This window comes from Carboxylicivirga sp., from assembly GCF_982718395.1.
The window spans coordinates 1-20,891 of sequence record NZ_CEXQWX010000107.1; the positions used below are offsets into that span (position 1 = coordinate 1).

Here is a 20,891-nt window from a genome sequence, read left to right on the forward strand (position 1 = left end):
TCCAAAGAAAATATTCTCTTTTCTCTCTTTGCTTTTACAAAGACAAACTAACGATTGCACCAATTAGCAAAAATTGTTCCGCAAAGCGGAACTAAAATCTGTGAAATTTGAGTCATTTGTGGTTGAAAAGTAAGAAATACCTATTGATGTTTTTAAAGGCGAGAAATTAAGGCATAGCCATAGCTACGACGATATTTTTCAACGCAGCAGAAATAAAAAAGAACAGAAGAATAAGGCTAATTTTATGGTAGTTTTGGTGTTAGATCATTTTCTAAATTTGTTCTGTAATATTGGTATAACTTAAGAGTCAATTTATATTCATCAATTGATGGTGTTTTATGCATTGTATCTCGTTAATTTATTGACATATATAACTATGGGTTTGTACACTCTGGAAATGGAAATCAATGTCTTCACATTGGTAGATGTTTTTTCAATTGCAACAGCTGTAATGTTGGGAGTTTTATTTTTAACTGTCAAGTCAGAAAACAGGCGGGCTAATATTTTTATTAGTTTATTTCTTATCTGCTTATCCTGCGAAGTACTTTCAGTATTAATGGAATCGATAACAGAAAATGAAATAAGGCTTGTTCAATCATCTTTGTTTACCATGCCTTTTCTGTTACTATATAGTAAACAGACTATTAACAGTCCAATCAGATATTACTATTATTTACTTTTCTTGCCGGGCATCATTTTTAATATAATTGGTGAGACCATAATACTTGTTGAGTACTGCTTCAATATTTTCATACTCCTGTATATAAATAATTTCTTAAAAAAACATAAGCAGAGAGTTGAGAACTATTATTCAAACCTTGAATTGCTTAGCCTGAAATGGATGAGAGTCATTGTATTTATTTTTCTTGGTTTTCATGCATTATGGATTATTGAAGATTTGATTGTTATTCAATTGCACTGGCTTGATCCGTATTTTGCTGGTTTATCGAGTTTTTTGACTCTCTTTATGATTTTCTGGATTGGGCATAATGGTTTTTCACAACCTGAAATATTTAAGAAGAAACTATTTGCCAATAATATGAGGAAGAACGTTGTTTCTGATGAAAGTAAAGGTGAGGATAAAGACTACGAACATTGGATAAAACTAAATGATTTAATACAAACAGAAAGACTATTTACTGATCCAAAATTAAACTTGGGCTTATTGTCAGAATATGTCGGATTGAATGAAAAGGAGGTTTCAAGATTGATTAATAAAGAGGGGCACTGTAATTTTTATCAATTAATTAATCGATATAGAGTAGGAGAATTCAAAAGGCTACTCTTGTCAAATAAGGCGAAGAAATTATCGTTTGTGGGTTTAGCGGAGGAATCCGGGTTTAATTCTAAATCAACATTTTATAGTGCATTTAAAGCATTAGAAGGCCAAACGCCAAAGCAGTATTACGAATCGTTGAGGTAGTCCGAATAGAAGCAAGCGGACCTTTTCTGTGTGGTATTTTCTGATTATAGTTATTCATTTGTCATGGGAAACCACAAGTAAACATTTAATTAAAATTATAAATGATGAAGAAAGAAAAAGCCTTGACCGTTTTATTATTTGTAGCAGTAACTTGTTTCTCTTGCTCAAAAGAAACAATCACAAAAAAAGCTGGTGTCAATCCGGGTAATGACCCAAATTTTAAGATTGTTGCTAATACGGATGGAATATTAAAGAATTTCAGCCGTAAAGTAGTTGTTTTTGGAATTGATATATATGCCGTTATTGGCGTTACGGATGCAAACCTTTTGCATGCAGCTAATGTTATGGCCCAATATCTTGACAATGATGAGGATGGTGAAGTCGATAACAAGCTTGTGCTGGAAAAGATGATTGAAAATAAAGCTTTCGTGGTGATGTGGAAAAAAGAAGGAGATTTGCGTAATACTTTTCCTTCCGGAAGAATGGGGCAGGATCTGGGTAATGATGAAACGAACCCAAATTATATTTCAGCCGGCAAAAATGGCCGGTTTGATGCTTCATTGGAGGAAATATGGCACATCATAACTCACTCAGGCTATTCATATGCATACCCTGATGTGTTTGGTGAAAAAGAGGGAACCAGTATTTCGAATGCTATGGATGTTGCACGAGGTGGCAGCTTTAAAACAATACCGAAGACATATCCGGCAAATGCCTGGTACTCATATGATGATTCTACGTGTGAGTATGATTGTCAGGTAACTGAATATTTTTATTGGGCAATGTCATCTATTCTGGGAGCTCAGGAGAATAGAATTAATGAGATCGGGCATGAGTGGAAATTAAATACTTTACAAAAGGTTAAAGAAACAGATAAGGCCGTCTATGAACTATTAACAGATGATACCTTTAAACTTCCAACTAATCTGCCTGATGGAACCTATAAACACTAGTGTCAAGTCAAGCGTGCTCTTACGCTCATGCTGGCGCTGATTTGCAATCAGTGCCTTTAATGATATAAGCATTCAAACCCGTCAGGTTTTTACAACCTGACGGGTTTATTAATAACGTGAGTTCGATCTAAATTTTAAACTCAGAACGCCTACAAATAGTGATATTCAAGTGCACATTATCAATTTTTACCCTATGGGTCCCTTAACAAAGTCAATGGACAAGCTTATTTACCCTCTTGAATTCGATTTTCACCCTCTTGACTACCTACTTAGGCCAGTTATTTCGCATATTCAGCCAGTTGAAGTTAAAAATCAAGTCGATTAAGTGGTGTACCAACCTACTTGAGATGCATATTGAGTCGATGGAGATTAAAAATCAACCCTATGGAAGGGTAAAGCTGGTCGATTGGAATAAAAAAACGCCCCGATGGACTACTTTTACAGGCCTCGGGGCTAATAAAATCAATGGGTTTGTAATCTCATTCTTCGGAATGGGGCCTTTTTTGCTAAAACTCTCTTTTATTTATAATTCAATTTTAGCTTAGGAGCTTATGCTTCACTAGCATAAAAATAAACCACAACTTCATCATCCCCTCGCTTATCTAACCAGTGTTGATAATTCATACTTAATGATTTATCAATTAATGGAGCAGGTATAAATGGTGCAATGACTTCAAGAATTTCCTGCTCTTTGAGTTTTTTAACGGCTGACATGACTTCGTGAACGGGTTGTTCTCCTTCATTCAGCATATCTCTGATATCAATTGTAGCAGATATCTTTTTTTGATCAAACCATTGTGGCTTTTCAGTTGTGTAATTTCCTCCTTCAATTTCAAGGTTATCAGTTGAAGTCTGACCGACCTCGTTACGTAATTTAATAACCAACTCTTCCACGTTTAATCCACCAATAATGGCAGCCTGGCTAAGACTGGTGACTTTCGCAATTGTTTTGCGCAGAACAGGGTTCTTAAGTTTTTTGAACTGCGGAGCTGTGCTTATTAATACATCCTCCAGTTGAGGGTAAGCTTCCAGTAGGTTATATATCTTGGTTTTTGGGGTAATTATCAATTGTTCCATGCTTTCATTAATTTTCATCTGTGTACGATAATATTCGTCTTTCACCTTCCAGTGCCCTGTTCTCAGTCAGATTCTGTGAAACCTCCAGGGTGCCCAGGTATTCGCCTTTTTCGTCACGTAGAGCGAAGTACTCGATCTTAATAAATTGCCCTTTCATTTGTATCCAGAAAGGAGCATGTGATGCTTTGCCCGATTTAAAATCTTCCAAAATTTTATCAACGATATGGGTGCTTCCCGGAGGATGACACAGGCGCACATCCCGGTTAATAATTGATCGGTTGCGTACAAAAATCCGTTCCTTACCTTGTGTAAAATACTTCACTTTATCGTTTTTATCTACGAAGGTCATGTCGAACGGAACACTGTTGAGTATAGCCATAATTTCCTTTGCAGTGAAACTACCAGATGGTAGTTGTATATTACCGTCGGTAGTGATACCGGTTTCTTCTTTTTCATCGGCCAGACCTTCGGGTTGCCATTCAACATCAGGATCGTAAAGGCAAAATCCAAATTCGAGAGTTTGCTTGTGAATACTCCACCAATCTTCGGTGGTGAGCACATCCATACTCATCGGAAACAGAATTTCTTCTTCTTTCTGAACCATATCGGTCAACGCCTGTAAGGACGGAATAAACAGCAAGTCTAATGCATCGTTTAAATCACCCTTGCTAATTTCTTTGGTTTGCAGAATTTCGATACAACCCTTTAACTGTTCACGTATTTCATCGTGTTTTCCCCACATTATTTTGGGAGGTCCGGTAATTTCATTTTTTTCAAGGTATGGAAATACGAGATATTCTTTGCGCAGGTAATGTTTATCCACATCCATCAACTGGTTAAAAACACCTTGCAGGCCCAGAATATATTTTTCGAATTCAGCATCACTCACCAGGTTTAAAGCTTTTAATAAACCCAAAGCCTTGTCGGCTGTTTTCTTAAGTTCGATATTTTCTTTCTTGAAAACATCTACCGGATGACCATCCGGAATATCTTTTGCACCACTTAAATCAACATTTCCTTCAAGTACCGAACCATGTATATCACACAGTTTTAATACCTCTTCTTCAGGAAGCCCCTCTTGCATTAGTTCCTGTTCCACCTCAACCACTTCGCCGTAAGGTATGTTTTTTAATGTTTCGATTAGTTCCTGTCGAACAGTTTCTGCCGATTCACCTTCATGGAGTTTAAGAATCAGTTCCTTCAAACGTTCTTTTCGGTATCGGGAGTTATTTATTAATTCACTCATAATGGTTTGTTTAGAAATATGTGTCTTTAATAATTGATGCTTTAGTAACAAGTTTATTGGTAATTTGGTTGTTTAAACAACTAGGTGATTTATATTGGTACTGTACCAGCATTTATAATGCTAATTTTAGTATGCAAAAGGTATGAGTCGTCCTGCAATAGGTTGACACAATATCAACTTATTGCAGGACGAGACAGTATAACAGATAAAGGCCGCTTTTGTAATAAAGCGGCCTTTGTTATGGTTAAGAATAGGTTGGAGAAGGTTAAAACTTCCAACCAAAGGTAAAGCTGGCCTGGTGGTTGCGATATTCCAATGCAACCGGATCGGCAAAATATAAGCCTTCAAGCATAGATCCCTGACTTGTATTAAGGTAATGATTGGCCTCATTAAACTTGTAGGCATATGCTACATCAAAGAAGAAATTCTTGTTTCGAATACCTATACCGCCGGTAGCCATCCATTTTGTTAAATCTGCATCAACAAACTCATCCTTAATGGGGGAATCGAAATAAGCAGCACCTGCTCGTAAGGCAAAATAAGGAACAGGTTTAATTTCAATTCCAGCCCTTAAATCATGCGTTTTTTTCATCTGCATGTTTATATCATCATTGATCTGATTAAATATGGTTTCATATCCATCCTTTGAAGAAAACTTAGAAGAGGTATGATCTGTCATTTCATAATCAAACGATAATAGAGCTAATTTACCTAAAACAATTGCGGCACTACCTTGAACACGGTATGGTGAGCGGTACTGGTAATTAAATTCACTGGCAAGTGACTTTGAATTGTAATTTTTCAGATTCACCATATAAGATTCAATACCTGAATAGTACTCTTCTTCAATTTCAGTAAAAGTTGGCGAATGAATAGATGCCCCAATACGCAAAGGGTGTAGGTTCAGAATTAATCCAAATTTACCATTCACACCAATACCTTTCTGGTTGAGTTTGTTGTAGGCATCATAATAATCCATGTCCAGTGGTCCTGAAGGATCAAAACTATTATCGTTTATTTCTCTAAAACTCTCAGTTTGATCAAAATTAAACGATTGAATATTAATAGAAGCACCTAGTAAAAGCACATGACTAATATTGGCTCCAAAAGTAAAGCCATATTCACCACTGTATCCACTTCGCTCAATTAAATTGTACTGAGTAATGCCGTTTACGTTTCTGTTATAAATTTCACTGGTGCCGTCATCATAGTCAATAACATCTTCATATTGGCTGAAATGCTGTGTGCTACCTTCAAAAAGAGGATCCATCAAATAGGTGTTATAGGCCCATGCAGTTCTTCCTGCAAAGTCATTTACAGTATTATTTGCCGGAATAAAATTCCCTTCATTATCATAGTAACCATGTGCCTCATTACGAATAGCACTTAATAAAGTACGAACATTGGTAACTTGTCCATCTAAATTGTAGTCGCCATCCTTAACCCCTCTGCCAATCAACATAGAAGTATTTTCATTAAAGTCAGCTGTACGGTTATAGGTGAATCCGAAATGAGTACTGATTAATCCTTTTTCCTTTTCTCGTAAGGGACGGTTACTTGCTACAAAACCAATTTGGTTTAATGGGAAAGAATACTTGTCATCAGAACTATTTAATCCCATATAAGAAGCATCCGACTGATTTAAAGAAATGGATGGTGTAAAAGCAAATTCAGAAGTACGATACACAGCGATACCTGCCGGGTTGATACTTAATGCACTTAAATCACCACCGAGCGCTCCAAAGGCATTAGCCATTCCCAACGAACGTGAGGTACCTGTTAATTCGCGCTTATTAAAGCGAAGTGCATCGTCTATATTTTGCGCCCTTACAAAACTCGTCAGGCAAAGGCTTACGATTATAAAATAAAGTACTTTTTTCATGGTTGTAATTTTATTAGGGTAATTAGTTAGGTTTATTATCTGCGGCCTCCACCACTTCTGCTGCTACCGCCACCACTACTTCTGGATGAACCTCCAGAACTACCAGAACTTCTTGAACTGGAACCGCTTGAGCTTCTGTAACTGCTACCAGAAGAACTTCTTGAGCTTGAACTTCGATAACTACTACCCGAAGAACTACTTGAAGAGCGACTTGGAGTGTAAGAGCTTCTACTTGTGCTTCCTGATGAACGGCTAGGAGAATATGATGAACTTGAGCCTGAATTTCGGTAAGACGAACTTCTTCCGGAACTACCGGAATAGCTTCTGTTGGTACTTTTTGTTACACTACTTCTACTCGATGAACCAGAACTACGTGTGGTTGATGGACGAGTATAAGTTGATGTTCGATTGTAGCTCGAACGACTTGATGAACTTCTGGAATTGGAGTAAGTAGGAGTGTAGCCTCTTCTGCTGGTTCCAACTCTTTGATTAGCATTATTACTGTTACCGGATTGTTGATTAACAGATTTAGTTGTGTTATTATTCTGACGGTTTATATATGTATAAGTCCTTCCGGTGTTTGTATTTGTGATTGTTCTTCCTTTATTGTCGTCAAACGTAATCCTGCTATTACCAACCTGGTACGATTCTCTGTTTGGTGTTGTAGTTTGATAGGTATTATTTTTAATTCCAGTTCTTCCTCCGGTTGAACGGTTAACCATATTAGTACTGTTTCCACCGGGTCTTACAGATGTTGCCTGACCACCGCGTGGTTTATAATCTTTTCTGACAGCTATTCCTCCACCGCCACCTCCATAATAAGGTGGGTAATAACCTCCACCATACCAAGGGTAATGATGGTGATGGTGCCCGTAATAAGGATAATACCATGGGTCACACCATGGGGAGTACCAAGGATCGTACCAACCATAACGACCACAATAAGGATATCCCCATCCCCAACTCATTGAGAAATTCCATCTCCAAGGATTATTATATCCAAAATTGAAGCGATAATCATTATACCATGGGTTGCTCCATGTTGGGAAAGCGTAAGCATAATTACCATCAACATATACATTCCAATCCCAGCTGTTAAAATAAATCAAATCATTATATAAAGGTGACCAATAAGGAATACCGTTAAAAGGACCGTGAAATTTTATCAGTCGCTCTGCATAATCCTGATCCATGGCTGAACCCTCGAATCCATCGACCCAGTATCCGGTTTCTTCATTGAAGTAGAGCAGCGAATCAACTTGATTAATGGAATCATTAGTCAACAAATCCATATACTCTGCCTGAATTTGCGAGAAGTTACGATTATCCTCAACAGCCAGTTCAGATTTGTTGTAATCGTTTTTTAACTGGGCCAGATCTTGCCTGTCTTCTTTTTGAAGTGTTTTCTCTTTTTGGATAGGGGCATAGGAGTCATCTACGGCAATGGGCTGACTTTTAGGTTTGTAGTATAAGTCATCGTCGTAATAACTGTTATCTGCCCATTGAGTAGAACTACATCCACTGGCAATAAGAAGAGTCAATAAGCCGAAAATTGTATAGGTTTTCATCACGAATCCTCCGGATTTTAATGGTTTAATTACAAGGTGAAAACAAGCAAAAAACATGCCGTAATATTAAAAAATGTAAATTTATTTCAAAAAAATATTAAGGCTTAAATTATGTTAAGGTTTATTCAATCGTTGATCGTTGCAATATTATAAAATACGCGATTAAGGTCGAATGAATTGCTTTAAATTTTCTTATTTTTGTGCCTCTTGTAAAGAAACGGATACAAAATTAAGAATAAGGAAAATGGCAAAAGCATTAACGCCGAGAAGTGAAAGTTATTCACAATGGTACAATGATCTTGTACTAAAAGCAGATTTAGCTGAAAATTCAGCCGTACGTGGATGTATGGTAATTAAGCCATATGGTTATGCCATATGGGAAAAAATGCAAAGTGTTTTGGATCGTATGTTTAAGGATACAGGTCATGAAAATGCTTATTTTCCGATTTTTATTCCGAAATCATTTTTTAGTAAAGAGGCTGATCACGTTGAAGGTTTTGCGAAAGAGTGTGCAGTTGTAACACATTACCGTTTGATGAATGATCCGGATGGTAACGGTGTGGTTGTTGATCCTGAAGCAAAGCTGGAAGAAGAACTGATTGTTCGTCCAACATCTGAAACTATAATCTGGAATACATATAAAAACTGGATTCAATCATATCGAGATTTACCAATCAAGTGTAACCAATGGGCAAACGTGGTGCGATGGGAGATGCGTACGCGTTTATTCCTACGTACTGCCGAATTCTTGTGGCAAGAGGGGCATACAGCTCACTCAACCAAGCAGGAAGCAATGGAGGAAACAGAAACTATGATCAATGTTTATGGTGACTTTGCCGAGAAGTTTATGGCTGTACCGGTTGTTAAAGGTATCAAGTCGGCTAATGAACGTTTTGCCGGGGCATTGGAAACTTATACAATTGAAGCCTTGATGCAGGACGGTAAAGCGCTGCAATCTGGTACTTCGCACTTCCTAGGGCAGAATTTTGCTAAAGCATTTGATGTGAAATTTGCCAGTAAAGAAGGAAAAGAGGATTATGTATGGGCAACCTCGTGGGGTGTTTCAACTCGTTTGATGGGAGCTCTGATAATGGCTCACTCCGATGATAATGGATTGGTTTTACCTCCTAAGTTAGCACCAATTCAGGTTGTGATTGTGCCTATTTTCAGAAAGCCAGAGGAGTTGGCAAAAATTAAAGAAGCTGCAAGTGGATTGATCTCAAAACTTCGTGATAAAGGCATTGAAGTGAAGTTTGATGATAATGATAATAAGAAGCCAGGATGGAAATTTGCTGAGTATGAGTTGAAAGGTGTACCTGTTCGTTTAGGATTAGGACCTCGCGATTTGGAAAATGGAACGGTCGAGGTAGCTCGTCGTGATACATTAAGCAAAGAAGTAGTGCCTTTTGATGGGGTTGATGAGCATATTGTGAAGCTGTTGGATGATATTCAGGAAAACATCTTCAATAAAGCTTTAGACTTCAGAGCAGAGAAAACTGTTTCGGTTGATACTTATGAAGATTTTAAAAAGCAACTGGACGAAGGTGGTTTTATTATGGCTCATTGGGATGGAACTCCGGAAACTGAGCAGAAAATAAAAGATGAAACCAAAGCAACCATTCGTTGTATTCCTTTGGATCAACAAGATGAAGAAGGCGTTTGTATCTACTCTGGTCAACCATCAAAGAAACGGGTGATGTTTGCCCGGGCTTACTAGAAAGTACCAAAATCATATAACAGAAAGGGAGACCATGATAAAGGTTTCCCTTTTTTTATGCGAAAAAAACTAAATTTAGCCAATCTAAATAAGTTTAACTTAAATCACACCTTATGAATAATGAAGAAATAAAAAATGGCATTGTTGGTATTTTGCAGACCAAGGCGGTTGTGAAGCAGGATGTTTTTGAATCAACCAAAAAGAATTTTGCTCTGTTAAAGGAGGTGTTGGTAAAAGTTGAAAAAGAATATAATGAACAGTTGGGAGATGGAGATAAGCGTATTCATTTGCTATTTGAAGATAAAGGTGAGTTCGTTGCCCAGCTAAAGGTAGCGGGTGATGTATTGGTGTTTCATATGCATACCAATACTTTTGAATTCGATCGTGATCATGAAGTATGGAAAAGTGAATATGTGAAGGGGAATGAAAACAAATCATATTGTGGAGTTATTAATATCTATAACTTTTTGCATGACTCTTTTCGGTATAACCGGGAGAATGACGCGGGTTATCTGATTGCCCGCATATTTATTAATAAAGAAGATCACTATTTTGTAGAAGGGAAGAGGCAAAAAGGCACAGGCATCAATCATTTTGGAACCTCAGTCATCGATATCGAAAACTGGCAAAAGATTATTGAAACAGCCATTCTTTATTCGCTTGAATTTGATTTGCTGGTTCCTCCATACGATGATGTTAAAATTATCTCGATGATGCAAATGAATGGTGAGATATTGAGTTCGAAGATGCAAACCGGCAAACGTCTTGGCTTTGTTTATAATGCCGATGATGTAAAACAATAGATTGAATGCAAGATGATAGATTGCTTCACGATTAGACAACTAACAATAAATTTCAAATACAAGCTAGCAGCTAAAAGCTTAAAGTAAATGGAACAAGTATTAAATCGATTTTTAAAATATGTGGTTGTAGATACGCAATCAGATACTGATACAGGACTGACACCTTCAACACCAGGCCAAATGGAGTTTGCTCAAAATCTGGCAGAAGAATTAAAAGCAATTGGATTGGAAGAAGTGAGTCTGGACGAGAATGGATACATCATGGCGACTGTACCAGCAACAACTGAAGGTGATATACCCGTAATTGGCTTTGTAGCTCACATGGATACCAGCCCTGATTTCTCTGGCAAGCATGTGAAGCCTCGTGTCATCAATAATTACCAGGGAGGTGATGTAGTTTTAAACGAAACCGAAAATATCATTCTTAAAGCAGCCGATTTTCCGGAAGTGGAAAACTATATTGGGCAGGATCTGGTGGTGACGGACGGAACGACCTTATTAGGAGCAGACGATAAAGCGGGTGTTGCCGAGATTGTTACAGCGGCAGAGTATTTAATTAAACACCCTGAGATAAAGCACGGTAAGATTCGCCTTGGATTTACGCCCGATGAGGAGATAGGTGCAGGAGCTGATCATTTTAATGTTGAGCAGTTTGGAGCTGATTTTGCCTATACATTAGATGGCTCGCAAATTGGAGAATTGGAATATGAGAACTTTAATGCAGCTGGTGCTAAGGTGACTGTTAATGGACGAATGGTGCATCCAGGTTATGCAAAAAACAAAATGCGTAACTCCATTCGAATTGCCAATCAGATTATGACTATGTTACCCCGTCATGAAACACCTGAACATACTGAAGGCTATGAAGGATTTTACCACCTGATGTCATTCAATGGTGATGTGGAAAAAACCGAGATGGTTTATATCATCCGTGACTTTAAACGTGACCGTTTTGAAGATCGTAAAAAGGAAATGCAGCACCTGATTAATAAAATTAATGCTGAGTTTGGCGAAGGAACTGCAACTGTTGAAATTAAAGATCAATATTATAATATGCGCGAGAAGGTTGAGCCTGTGATGCATGTAGTTGATGTTGCCAAGCAAGCCATGGAAGAAGTGGGAGTGAAGCCAATTGTTAAGCCAATTCGTGGTGGTACAGATGGTTCGCGTTTATCTTATATGGGCTTACCATGTCCGAATATTTTTGCAGGTGGGCACAACTTTCACGGACGTTTTGAATTTGTACCGGTACAAAGCATGCAGAAAGCTGTGGAGGTAATTCTTAAAATATCTGAATTAGTTGCAAAAAAATAATAAAAGCCTGAACATCCTTCATGCATCTTTGTTTGAAGGGTGATTTATCTTTTAAAGGAAATAAGTTTAACGATTAAAACAATAAAATTATGGCTGTATTAGTAGGAAAACAAGCCCCTTCATTTAGCGCTGGCGCTGTTGTAAATGGCGGAGAAATTGTTGAGAATTTCTCTTTAGAGCAGTTTAAAGGTAAAAAGTATGTGATTCTTTATTTTTACCCTGCTGATTTTACGTTTGTTTGTCCAACCGAGATTATCGCTTTCCAGGACAAGATGAAAGAATTCGAAGCGCGTAATGTAGAAGTGGTTGGTGTTTCTGTTGATTCAGAATTCTCTCACTGGAAATGGTTACAAACTGAGCCAAAAGATGGCGGTATCAAAGGAGTAAAGTATCCTTTGGTTGCAGATAACAGCAAAACTATCTCTGAAAACTACGATGTGTTGGCAGGTGAGTACGATTATAACGACGATGGTCAGATTGTATTCAACGGTACACCAATGGCTTACCGTGGTTTGTTCTTAATTGACAAAGAAGGTGTTGTACGTCATCAGGTGGTGAATGACATGCCTCTTGGTCGTAGCGTTGACGAAGCAATTCGTATCGTGGATGCTTTACAATTCTTCGAAGAAAACGGTGAGGTTTGCCCTGCTGACTGGCACAAAGGCGATAAAGGCTTAACTGCTACGCAAGAAGGTATTGCTGATTACCTTGGAAGCAAGTAATTAATATTTTATACTGAGTTGAAAGGCACTTCCTGCGGGAGGTGCTTTTTTTTCTGAAAGTCTCAAACCCGCTAAGCGCATCTAAAGCGCTAAGCGGATTTTCATTGCTGTTTGAGTTTCCCTAAATCATGAAAGTTTTTATACCATTTCTTTTTTTATTGGCTTGTATTTAAACCTTGTAATCTATTATCTGACGTGGCTTTCAGAATGATATTTTTTGAATTTGGAAGTTCACTTTTTTGATAAGAGTCATGATAATTGATAAAACAATTGGAGACGAATTTTTCTTACTTTTGCACAATGCGCAAATACGTAGATATCCATCCTGGAAACAATACTCTTTTCAAACAACAGTTATGTAATGCTTCAGTGAATGAGGGCACTGCAGTTATATTGGATGGAAATGGATTCAAATCACCCGATTGTATTGAAACGAATCAGAACTATGATTTCATTGCCGGCCTGCAAAGTATAGGCCAATGTACAACTGATTTGAATCACTTATATCAGTTTCACAGCGAGCATCAGGACTGGATGTTGGGCTTTTTGTCCTATGACCTGAAGAATCAGTTGGAGGATTTGTCATCGGATAATCCCGATCGCATTGAGATGCCAGAATTGTTCTTCTTCCGGCCCCGTTACTTGTTTTTATTCGATGGAGATAACTGGCAGGTTGGCTATTTGAATGAATATGATTCAAAAGAGTCTGTATTGGCTTACATCGATGAATTCAAATCTATTTGCATTGTTGAAGAGGATTTGGGTGAGGTAAAACTGAATCATCAACTATCACATAATGAATACCTGGAAGCCATTGAAAAAGTGCTTTGGCATATTCAACGTGGTGATATTTATGAGCTGAATTACTGCATGGAATTCTTTATCCAGGATATTGAGCTAATGCCTCAATGTGTATATCAACGTCTGAAGGAAGTGTCACCAACACCTTTTGGTTCGTTTGTTAAATATCACGATAAATTCCTGATGGGTGCATCACCCGAACGATATCTTAAAAAAGAAGGTGAGCGATTGGTGTCACAGCCAATCAAAGGTACCTCGCCTCGCGATAAAAATCCTTTTATAGATAAAGCCAATAAGCATTATTTAACAAGCTCAGAGAAAGAGCAGGCCGAGAATATAATGATAGCTGACCTGGTGCGTAATGATCTGTCAAGGGTGGCACAGCGTGGAAGTGTTAAGGTTGATGAGCTATGCGGCATATATTCGTTTAAGCAGGTGCACCAGATGATCTCAACAGTATCAGCTAATTTGAAACCGAAGCTTAACTGGATGGATGCTATCAGGACATCATTTCCAATGGGGTCGATGACAGGCGCTCCAAAGATTAGTGCCATGCAACTGATTGAAAAGTATGAACGCAGTAAACGGGGTGTTTATAGTGGTGCGGTTGGTTATGTATCGCCCAACCGTGATTTTGATTTTAATGTAGTGATTCGAAGTATTCTTTATAACCGTAAAAAGCAATTAGCATCATTTATGGTGGGTGGTGCAATAACGAACCAGTCTGATCCGCAAAAAGAGTACGATGAGTGCTTGCTGAAAGCTTCGGCCATTATGAAAGTTTTTAATATTGAACGTTAGTTATGGAATCAGGAAATCTTAACCATCAATATATTGGTCATGTTCTGGAATCAAAATGTTCGGTAAGCAAGACGGATAGTATATTAGTGGCGGTTAGTGGGGGAGCTGATTCAATGGCTCTTTTAAACCTGTTAATTGATGAAGGATATAAGCTTTCAGCAGCTCATTGCAACTTTCAGTTACGTGACAGTGCATCTGAAGCTGATGAGAGTTTAGTGATTGACTTCTGTAAGCAGAAAAAAATCCAATTATTCACAACCAGGTTTGATACGAAGGTATTTGCAAAAGAAAATAAGTTATCGATTGAGATGGCTGCACGTGATTTGCGTTACTCCTGGTTTGATCAGCTAGTAAAACAACATGGTTTTAAGGCCATTGCAACAGGGCACCACGGTAACGATTCCATAGAAACCTTCTTTCTTAATCTTGTTCGTGGCACTGGAGTTAAAGGATTGAGTGGCATTAGTTATCGCCATGGTAATGTGGTGAGACCCTTATTGGAATTTCAGCGAGGAGCTATTGAAGCTTATTGTAAAGTGAAGCTGATCAACTATTGTCATGATGCGTCAAATGATGATTGCCAGTTTACCCGTAATAAAATACGTCATGAGGTGATTCCGGTTCTGGAAACGATCAATCCATCTTTTTTTGAAACGATGCAGGTGAACCTGAATCACCTTCAGGATGCGGAGCGAATGATCGAAAGCGAAGTAAAGCGCTTTATGGAGACAGATGTCGTGAATGAAAATGATCAGGTAATAATTCCTATTTCGCGACTGGAGAATTACCCGCATTATGCCACATTGCTTTTTGAAGTGCTGCGTCCATATGGATTTAATTCAACGGTTGTAGGTGAGGTGTTAAATCATTTGTATGGTGAGTCGGGAAAACAGTTTTTTAGCGAAACACATCGTTTGATAAAAGATCGTCATAACTTATTGGTATTACTTAAAGCAGAAATAGGAGTAAAACACTTTTGGGTCGAGGAGGGATTTATTGAAGAGGTATTTCCTATGCACGTTAAAACATACCCCAGACCCAAACATTTTCAATTCTCAAAAGATTCCAGTTTAGTACATTTAGATGCCGATTTGGTGGAGTTGCCACTGCTAATGCGTAAATGGCTGAAAGGCGATACTTTTATGCCACTTGGCATGAAAGGATTTAAGAAAATAAGTGATTTCTTTATTGACCGGAAATATAGCCTGAAGGATAAGGAAGGTGCCTGGCTCTTAGTTAGTGGTGAAGATATTGTTTGGGTGGTGGGTGACCGGTTAGATGATCGATTTAAAGTGACAAAACGTACGAAACGTATTCTCGAGATAGCAATAAAATAAGCTCCCTGACCATTAGTCAGAGAGCTTGGTATTTTATAGTTCCCTTTTTAATATCGGGTATTTACTTAAAAGCTGCTCCATTTCTTCAACCACCTCTTTCTTCTTTTCTTTGAATAAATCTGTATAGTAATTTACACCTTCCGAAATATTCTTTTGAAAAGCAGATAATTGTTTCTTTTCCTTGGCATTCTCAGGATTCAATAAGAATTCCTCAACACGTTTTTTGAAAATATCCAGGTACATACCCAGCTCTTTCAAAAACATATGTGGTCGTGGACGGTTGTCTAAAAGATTAATACGACCATAAATATGATCCACCATTTCTTTCAGGCTCGATACCTTTGAGAAGTATGCCAGATTAGGCCCCGGACAAACAGTTACCTTATCCGTTGGACCAACCGGAATATTCTTCGATTCTAACAATGAAACACCCAGGCCAACACACAAACATTCCTTTTCGATAATATTGTCGTAGGCTTTCTGGTAATCTTTCTGAGGAAGGTTTTGCTCCTTTAGCTCTTCCAGCTTTTTCTTTTGGTATTGCTTAGAAGCTGTACAGATTGGTTTTTCAGTATATTCTGTGTTATACTTCAAAAACTGTTTGGTACAAGGCATTCCGTGTTTACCATTAGCCGCATTGGCCAAACGCTGTTCACTCATTGATGCCCATTTAACACTGTTGAACGGAACACCCAAAGGAGATAAACCACTGAAATATAAATCTTTCTCTTTAGCATTTCGCAGTAATTCGAGCGTTTTAGTATCGATACTAACAGCTTCAGGTACAAGCATAAAAGGTGTTCCCCAGCCTACACCATCCATCTGATAATGATCCAGTATAAAGTTATGCTCTTCGTTAGAACCAACACCACCTTGAGCCGTTACTTTAATATCCGGCGTACTAGCAGGAGTTTTTAGTTCTTTTTTTGCTAAAGCAGATTCGTAAACACCACGACAGGTTTCTAAAAGTTTATCACGGTTCTTTCTAAAATCGTCAAGGATAGGACCAAATAATACACCGTTGGTAGGGAAGGCGTGACCACCACAATTAACACCGCTTTCAATGCGATATTCTGATACCCAAAGACCTTTGGCTGCTAACATTTTTCCTTGCACCAAGGCAGACCTGAAATCACTAACCTTCAGAATGATCTTCTTTTTTAGTTGACCATTGATATCAGGGAAGAAATCTTTGAATTTCTCCAAATAACTGTATAAACGAGGACTCATACCTGCTGACAAAACTAATGATGAACTCAGGTTACTGTTGGCGAAACCTCTAAGGGCCGCATGAGCATCATTATATTCAATTGGCAATTCTTCACCATTTTTTGAATTCACTTTATCCAGCTTAGTCATGATGTTAACATCAATATCACCTACTGGTAAATGATCCTGAATCCAGGTAGTAAGTTCTTCTTTTAGCTGGCGGCCTTTTTCTCCCAACTTAAATCTCTCTTTAATTGTTGAGAAATCAGGGAGCATGTCAAAATACTTTTCAAGTTCTTCACTCTTATCAATAGCCGACTGCTTTAATTCGTTAACTTTGCTACTTACAATCTCATCTACCATGTTTAAGTAGGATGTGATGCGTTTCGCTCTAAAGTCTTCAACTTTTTCAGAAATGGCCTTAAAAGGTAAATCGAATTTCTGACAATAAAATTCACGCATCTGCTCCATTAACTTGTCATCTACCAATGATATAACAGAGGAAATGCCGTAAGGGGCAACATTAATTGGCGTGTCCAGAGTGTATCCCAAACCTAATACAGGAATGTGAAACGTGTGCTTGTTCAATAAATCCATCAACTCTATGATTAATTTGTTCGTCGAAGATACGCTAATATACCCTATAAAAAAAACGACCATGAAGTCGTTCTTTCTTTATTTTCAAATGTTTAGAATTAATAACCTAAATAGTCGAATTATTGATTCAGTTCTTTTTTTATTAGTTGCTGAATATCAGATACCAACTGCTCAACCTCTTTTCCCTTAGGTTCAATCGGATCTAATGCAGTATAAGTTATTTTTTCACCAAATTTTAAAGGGAACATACCTTTTTGCATCATGCGGTGATGACCATCAATCACAAAAGGGACAATTATTGCATCGGGAGCAGCCCTTAGTAAGGTGTTGATACCTGCCGACATAAATTTTTTAACGCGACCGGTTTTGCTGCGAGTGCCCTCAGGGAATATGCAAGCAGCATAATTATTAGCCTGGATCAAACGACCCAGTTTAAATATTTCTTTAACTGATTGAGAGCCGTTTTTTCGATCTATCAGAGCTGACTTTCCATGCTTTAGGTTATAAGATATACTTGGCAGGTTTTTGCCTAATTCAATTTTCGAAATAAACTTAGGATAGTGTTTTCTAAAGCCATGGACAACAGCCGGTATATCATATAAACTTTGATGATTGGATACAATTATAATCGGACGATCAGTGGGAAGATTGTTAAACCCATTAAATTTTATCCTGCATCCCATTAGATATAATCCATTTACAAGGAAGAAGTTAAGAGTATCAACTACTTTTCGTCTGGCATTGTCACCAAATATTTTATGTCCCAGTACCTGAAATGGATGAAAAATCACTAAAACCAATCCAAAATACAGGTGGAATACTGGTGATAAAATGTACCCTAATATTGTTCTCATCGAATATTTATGTTTCTTCTGACTAAAATGGGAGAATGAGGTGTTAAATGAAAACCTAACAGGATTTTGAAACCCTGTTAGGTTTGTATTTTATTTTTTTAAACGTTCAATACTTTCTGTAAGCGTCTTGATTTTAGCTTCGGCATCCGCTTGTTTCTGACGCTCTTTCGCAACAACTGCTTCCGGAGCGCTGCTAACAAAGCGTTCGTTACCAAGTTTCTTCATTACACCTTTTAAGAAACCTTCCTGGTGAGCAAGGTCTTTTTCGAGCTTAGCAATCTCAGCTTCTACGTCAATAAGTCCATCCATTGGTACAAAGAATTCACTTGTACGAACCATGAACGAAACCGCACCTTCTACTTTTTCATTAACCATGTTTAGCTCACTGATGTTAGCTAATTTGGTTAATACTGCATTAAAGTCAGAAGAGAACCCCTCGCCTGCCAATATACTCAATGAAAGAGTATCTTTCATAGGAATGTTCTTTTCCTTTCTAATGGTGCGGACTCCACCAACTCCCTCTTTCAGCATTTCGAACTTGTCGATAATTGATAGGTCAAGGCCTTTCTCAGACGGCATTTCCGAAATCATAATACTTTCACCCTCTTTTCGTTCTTCCAATGCCTGCCACAATTCTTCTGATAAGAATGGCATAAATGGGTGAAGCAGTCGAAGTAATTTGTCAAAGAATTCGCTTGTAGCCTTGTACGTTGCTGCATCCAATGGTTTTTGATAAGCAGGTTTAACAGCTTCCAGATACCATGAAGAGAATTCCTGCCAGAAAACGGTATAGACAGTCATCAGGGCATCGGAGATACGATATTTTTCGAAGTGATCATTCATGGTTGCAATGGTCTGATCCAATTTGGCATCAAACCAGGCGATTGCTTGTTTAGCTGATTCTGGCTGCTCAATAGATTCATCAATTTCCCAACCTTTTACCAATCGGAATGCATTCCATATTTTGTTGGCAAAGTTACGCCCTTGCTCAGGTAAGTTTTCGTCGAACAGAAGATCACCACCAGCAGGAGAACACAATAACATACCAACACGAACGCCATCTGCACCATATTTAGCAATTAAGTCTAGTGGATCAGGCGAGTTACCTAATGATTTTGACATCTTACGGCGCAGTTTGTCGCGCACCATTCCAGTGAAATATACATTTTTGAATGGGAAGGTACCTTTATACTCATATCCTGCAATAATCATACGTGCTACCCAAAAGAAAATAATATCATGACCCGTTACCAAATCATTGGTTGGGTAGTAGTAATCTATTTCGGTGGTATCATCACCATATCCATCAAATACAGATAAAGGCCATAACCACGACGAAGCCCAGGTATCCAATACATCTTCATCCTGGCGTAAGTCAGCCATGGTCAATTCACTGTTGCCAGTTTTTTCTTTGGCAAGCTCTAGTGCCTTTTCGTCACTATCGGCCACAACATACGATCCGTCATTTAGGTAGTACACTGGAATACGGTGTCCCCACCAAAGTTGACGAGAAATACACCAGTCTTTTACGTTTTCCATCCAGTGGCGGTAAACATTTTTGAATTTCTTTGGGTGAAATTCAACTTCATCACTCATTACTGCATCCAGAGCTGGTTTTGATAATTCTTCCATTTTCAGGAACCACTGAGCAGACAATTTTGGCTCGATTACCACATCAGTACGCTCAGAGTAACCTACCTTATTGGTGTAATCTTCTATTTTAGCCATATTTCCTGCTGCTTCCAATGCAGGGATGATTTTATCGCGTACATCAAAACGATCTTCTCCGATAAATATTTCAGCAGCCTCGCTTAATGTTCCATTGTCGTTAAAAATGTTGATGCTTTCAAGGTTATGGCGCATACCAATTTCGTAGTCATTGATATCGTGAGCAGGTGTAATCTTCAAACAACCGGTACCAAACTCCATGTCCACGTAATCATCTTCAATAATAGGGATAGAGCGATTAATTAATGGTACCAGTACACGCTTACCCTTAAGGTGTTTAAAGCGATCATCGTTCGGGTTAATACAAACTGCTGTATCACCCAAAATTGTTTCAGGACGCGTAGTAGCAATGGTAACGAATTCATTTTCGCTTCCTTCAATTTTATAGTTTAGATAGTACAACTTTGATTGTACTTCTTTATAAATGACCTCCTCGTCAGAAACTGCTGTTAATGCTTTACAGTCCCAATTAACCATACGAACGCCACGGTAGATATAACCTTTGTTAAAAAGATCAACAAAAACTTTGATTACAGCGTCGCTGCGAGTTTCGTCCATAGTGAAAGACGTACGATCCCAATCACACGAAGCACCAAGCTTTTTTAGCTGTTCGAGTATAATTCCACCATGTTTTTCAGTCCAATCCCATGCGTGTCCAAGGAATTCATCGCGGCTTAATTGCTTTTTGTCAACCCCTTCATCGCGCAGTTTGTTTACAACTTTGGCTTCTGTTGCAATGGACGCATGATCGGTTCCTGGAACCCAACAAGCGTTTTTGCCCATCATTCGGGCACGACGAATTAAAATATCCTGAATGGTATTGTTAAGCATGTGTCCCATATGCAGGACGCCGGTGACG

At 38.2% G+C, this 20,891-nt stretch carries 16 protein-coding genes; 9 read left to right on the plus strand and 7 right to left on the minus strand.

The genetic code is table 11. From position 1 onward, the window contains the following. The first annotated feature begins 376 nt into the window (after nt 1-376). The 3 genes from AC4MRQ_RS17370 (at nt 377) to AC4MRQ_RS17380 (ending at nt 2,921) form a co-directional block, all read left to right on the plus strand. On the plus strand, nt 377-1,423 hold the full coding sequence (locus AC4MRQ_RS17370; protein WP_491198973.1) for an AraC family transcriptional regulator: 1,047 nt from the start codon (nt 377-379) through the stop codon (nt 1,421-1,423). Between the two features lie 104 nt (nt 1,424-1,527). Further along, entirely contained in the window at nt 1,528-2,376 is an 849-nt protein-coding gene (locus tag AC4MRQ_RS17375) for a hypothetical protein (protein WP_491198974.1), read from the plus strand. A gap of 347 nt (nt 2,377-2,723) precedes the next feature. Then, the gene (locus AC4MRQ_RS17380) at nt 2,724-2,921 is read left to right on the plus strand and encodes a hypothetical protein (protein WP_491198975.1); all 198 of its coding nucleotides are present in this window, start codon (nt 2,724-2,726) and stop codon (nt 2,919-2,921) included. 4 nt (nt 2,922-2,925) lie between these two features. On the opposite strand, the gene AC4MRQ_RS17385 is transcribed toward AC4MRQ_RS17380, so the two are convergent. The 4 genes from AC4MRQ_RS17385 to AC4MRQ_RS17400 form a co-directional block, all read right to left on the minus strand. Beyond that, entirely contained in the window at nt 2,926-3,453 is a 528-nt protein-coding gene (locus tag AC4MRQ_RS17385; RefSeq protein WP_491198976.1) for a DUF1858 domain-containing protein, read from the minus strand. A gap of 7 nt (nt 3,454-3,460) precedes the next feature. After that, nucleotides 3,461-4,699: a DUF438 domain-containing protein gene (locus AC4MRQ_RS17390; protein ID WP_491198977.1), complete on the minus strand. Its 1,239-nt coding sequence runs from the start codon at nt 4,697-4,699 to the stop codon at nt 3,461-3,463. A 265-nt stretch (nt 4,700-4,964) separates the two neighbouring features. Further along, nucleotides 4,965-6,581, minus strand: coding sequence for an OmpP1/FadL family transporter (locus AC4MRQ_RS17395; RefSeq protein ID WP_491198978.1), 1,617 nt, complete (start codon nt 6,579-6,581; stop codon nt 4,965-4,967). A gap of 35 nt (nt 6,582-6,616) precedes the next feature. Continuing rightward, complete coding sequence (locus tag AC4MRQ_RS17400) at nt 6,617-8,149, minus strand: hypothetical protein (RefSeq protein ID WP_491198979.1); 1,533 nt, start codon at nt 8,147-8,149, stop codon at nt 6,617-6,619. A gap of 244 nt (nt 8,150-8,393) precedes the next feature. Between AC4MRQ_RS17400 and proS the strand changes: the two genes are divergently transcribed. The 6 genes from proS to tilS all read left to right on the plus strand — a co-directional run bounded on the left by proS (nt 8,394) and on the right by tilS (nt 15,644). Further along, on the plus strand, nt 8,394-9,866 hold the full coding sequence (gene proS / locus AC4MRQ_RS17405; protein ID WP_491198980.1) for a proline--tRNA ligase: 1,473 nt from the start codon (nt 8,394-8,396) through the stop codon (nt 9,864-9,866). Between the two features lie 113 nt (nt 9,867-9,979). After that, entirely contained in the window at nt 9,980-10,669 is a 690-nt protein-coding gene (locus tag AC4MRQ_RS17410; RefSeq protein WP_491198981.1) for a hypothetical protein, read from the plus strand. 87 nt (nt 10,670-10,756) lie between these two features. Beyond that, nucleotides 10,757-11,983 carry a peptidase T gene (gene pepT / locus AC4MRQ_RS17415; protein WP_491198982.1) on the plus strand — a complete coding sequence of 409 codons (1,227 nt, stop codon included), beginning with the start codon at nt 10,757-10,759 and terminating at the stop codon, nt 11,981-11,983. 89 nt (nt 11,984-12,072) lie between these two features. After that, on the plus strand, nt 12,073-12,705 hold the full coding sequence (locus tag AC4MRQ_RS17420; protein ID WP_491198983.1) for a peroxiredoxin: 633 nt from the start codon (nt 12,073-12,075) through the stop codon (nt 12,703-12,705). 300 nt (nt 12,706-13,005) lie between these two features. Next, the gene (locus AC4MRQ_RS17425) at nt 13,006-14,307 is read left to right on the plus strand and encodes an anthranilate synthase component I family protein (RefSeq protein ID WP_491198984.1); all 1,302 of its coding nucleotides are present in this window, start codon (nt 13,006-13,008) and stop codon (nt 14,305-14,307) included. A 2-nt stretch (nt 14,308-14,309) separates the two neighbouring features. Next, on the plus strand, nt 14,310-15,644 hold the full coding sequence (tilS, locus tag AC4MRQ_RS17430; protein WP_491198985.1) for a tRNA lysidine(34) synthetase TilS: 1,335 nt from the start codon (nt 14,310-14,312) through the stop codon (nt 15,642-15,644). Nucleotides 15,645-15,677: 33 nt separating this feature from the next. Here tilS and AC4MRQ_RS17435 read toward each other — a convergent pair whose 3' ends face one another. From AC4MRQ_RS17435 to AC4MRQ_RS17445, 3 genes are all read right to left on the minus strand, one after another. Further along, the gene (locus tag AC4MRQ_RS17435) at nt 15,678-17,450 is read right to left on the minus strand and encodes a hypothetical protein (RefSeq protein ID WP_491198986.1); all 1,773 of its coding nucleotides are present in this window, start codon (nt 17,448-17,450) and stop codon (nt 15,678-15,680) included. Nucleotides 17,451-17,569: 119 nt separating this feature from the next. After that, a complete protein-coding gene (locus AC4MRQ_RS17440) occupies nt 17,570-18,304 on the minus strand; it encodes a lysophospholipid acyltransferase family protein (RefSeq protein WP_491198987.1) in 735 nt (244 codons plus the stop codon). A 90-nt stretch (nt 18,305-18,394) separates the two neighbouring features. Then, the coding region (locus AC4MRQ_RS17445) for a valine--tRNA ligase (protein WP_491198988.1) at nt 18,395-20,891 on the minus strand (2,497 nt) is incomplete at its 5' end.